1 protein-coding gene and 2 pseudogenes are annotated in these 1750 nt (G+C 68.3%); all 3 read right to left on the reverse strand.

All coding sequences use genetic code 11. From position 1 onward, the window contains the following. Positions 1 to 155: 155 nt before the first annotated feature. Positions 156 to 598: pseudogene (locus tag AB0J04_RS46030) on the reverse strand (IS5/IS1182 family transposase); the annotation flags it as partial. Positions 599 to 650: 52 nt separating this feature from the next. Continuing rightward, positions 651 to 838: pseudogene (locus AB0J04_RS46035) on the reverse strand (hypothetical protein); the annotation flags it as partial. Between the two features lie 106 nt (positions 839 to 944). Next, positions 945 to 1415, reverse strand: a complete 471-nt coding sequence (locus AB0J04_RS46040; RefSeq protein ID WP_363174716.1) for a hypothetical protein — start codon at positions 1413 to 1415, stop codon at positions 945 to 947. Positions 1416 to 1750: the final 335 nt, after the last annotated feature.

Consider the following 1750-nt stretch of genomic DNA (forward strand, 5'->3'; position numbering starts at 1 on the left):
TCGTACTGGACGTACTTGGGCTTTCGGCCGGTGCGGCGAGAGTGCGTGCCGGGCGTCGCGACGGGGCGAACGTTGCCTGCCGCGGCACTAGCTGAAGCATGTTGCCTACGGCCTTGATCTGCACGTCAAAGCCCGACCACGGCTGCGCTGATCACGCGGCTGCGGCGATGTTGCGCGTTGTCGGCTTCCTGGCCGGCCGGGTCGCTCGCGGTGCGGGACGACCAGGCCGGTCTTGATGTGGAGGCCGTCGCCGAGCATCGTGACGCCCTGGCGCTGCCGCGGCAGGCCGGAGTCGAGCCACACGTGCGCGTCGGCCCTGTTGCCGGGGCCGGCGGGCGGTGGCCACGACCAGGCGGGCGCCGGCGTCGATGACGACCTGCACGTTCAAGGAGAACCGGTAGTTGCGGCCGAAGACGCCGACTGTGCGGTCGCGGACCGGGACGAGCGCGCCGTCCCTTATCCACAGCCGGTCCTCGGTGTCAACGGGACGTGACGCCTGCTCCGGCGCGAGAAGGGGCCCGAGCCGCTGGACAACCCCGCACACCGTGGCCGGCGAGACCCCGAACAACGGCGCGAGCTGCCGCATGGCGAGGTTCGTCCAGCAACCGCTCGAACTGCCTCATCTCCGCAATTCCTTGACTACGGCTTTGATAGACTGTGCCATGACTGGGAAAGTCACGCAGGAGGCATCTCCAGGGAATTCCCGTGCGGTTCGAAATCTTGCCGGCTGGCCGGTGGGGCCGCGGTCGAGCCGGGCTTTTCGCCAGGCCGTCGACGTCGGCTCGCTCCAGGCCCGACGGGCGACGGGCCCCGACCGGCAGGAGACGGCGAGAGTCACTTACCTGTTGAACAAGGCAAGTCCAGGAAGGGATGAAATTCTCCTTCCGGAATACAACTGTCTGAACGCCCTCTCGGAAATGGTCGGCCGTGTCACGGTGGGACGGTCAGCGGGAGGTGACGGGGTTTCGGACTCGGCCGCGGGTGAGCCTTTCGGGATTGCGGACGTAGTAGAGGCCGGTGACACGGGCGTTGTCCGCGCGGAAGGCCAGTACACCGTCGATCACACCGTCCACAAGTAGGATGAGTCCCGGGTTGCCGTTGATCGTCGTGGGCTCACCGGTGAAGGCGCCGTCGGCCCGGCCGGCCAGGTAGCGGAGCACCTTGTCGGCACCGACGACGGGCCGCAGGGCCGTCTGCTGGAGACCGCCGCCGTCGCTGACGAAAACGACGTCCGGGGCGAGTATGTGGAGCAGCCCCTGCAGGTTTTGGGTCTCGAGGGCGGACTGGAACGCATTCCGTGCCCGTGAGAGGTTCTCGAACCGTTCGACGTCGTCGGCCACTTCTGGCAGGGTGAGCAGGGAATCGGGCAGCCAGGTGCCGGCGTAGGTCGCGGGGGCGGAGACGTGGTCGTTCATGTCGTGTGTTTCCCTTTCTCGCGGTCGGCCCCATGCGCCAGTAACAGGCCGTTGAACATGAACCCGGTCTGACGACCGGGTCGTTGGCGGCCTCGCCACCGGTCAGGTCGGGTGGGGCGAGCTGGCGGAAGTTACGCCCCGGATCCCGGCACGGCATGCGAGGCGTTGTCTGCTTGTCACTGCGGCTCCTCCTTCCTTCGGCCGGACCCGTCGGTCCGGCCGAAGGAAGGAGGAGCGGTCAAGCGGCCCGCTCGGTGCTGGACGGCGTCTGTTCCGGCTGGGACGTTTCCACGCGGTCGGTGCTGCCGCCGTGGGGCGCGCGGGAGGGGCGGGAG

It is taken from the genome of Streptomyces sp. NPDC050263 (assembly GCF_040655955.1).
Taxonomy (GTDB): domain Bacteria; phylum Actinomycetota; class Actinomycetes; order Streptomycetales; family Streptomycetaceae; genus Streptomyces.

Coding starts and splice junctions, on each gene's coding strand:
- AB0J04_RS46040 (WP_363174716.1), bottom strand. CDS start 1,415: ATGAACGACCACGTCTCCGCCCCCGCGACCTACGCCGGCACCTGGCTG.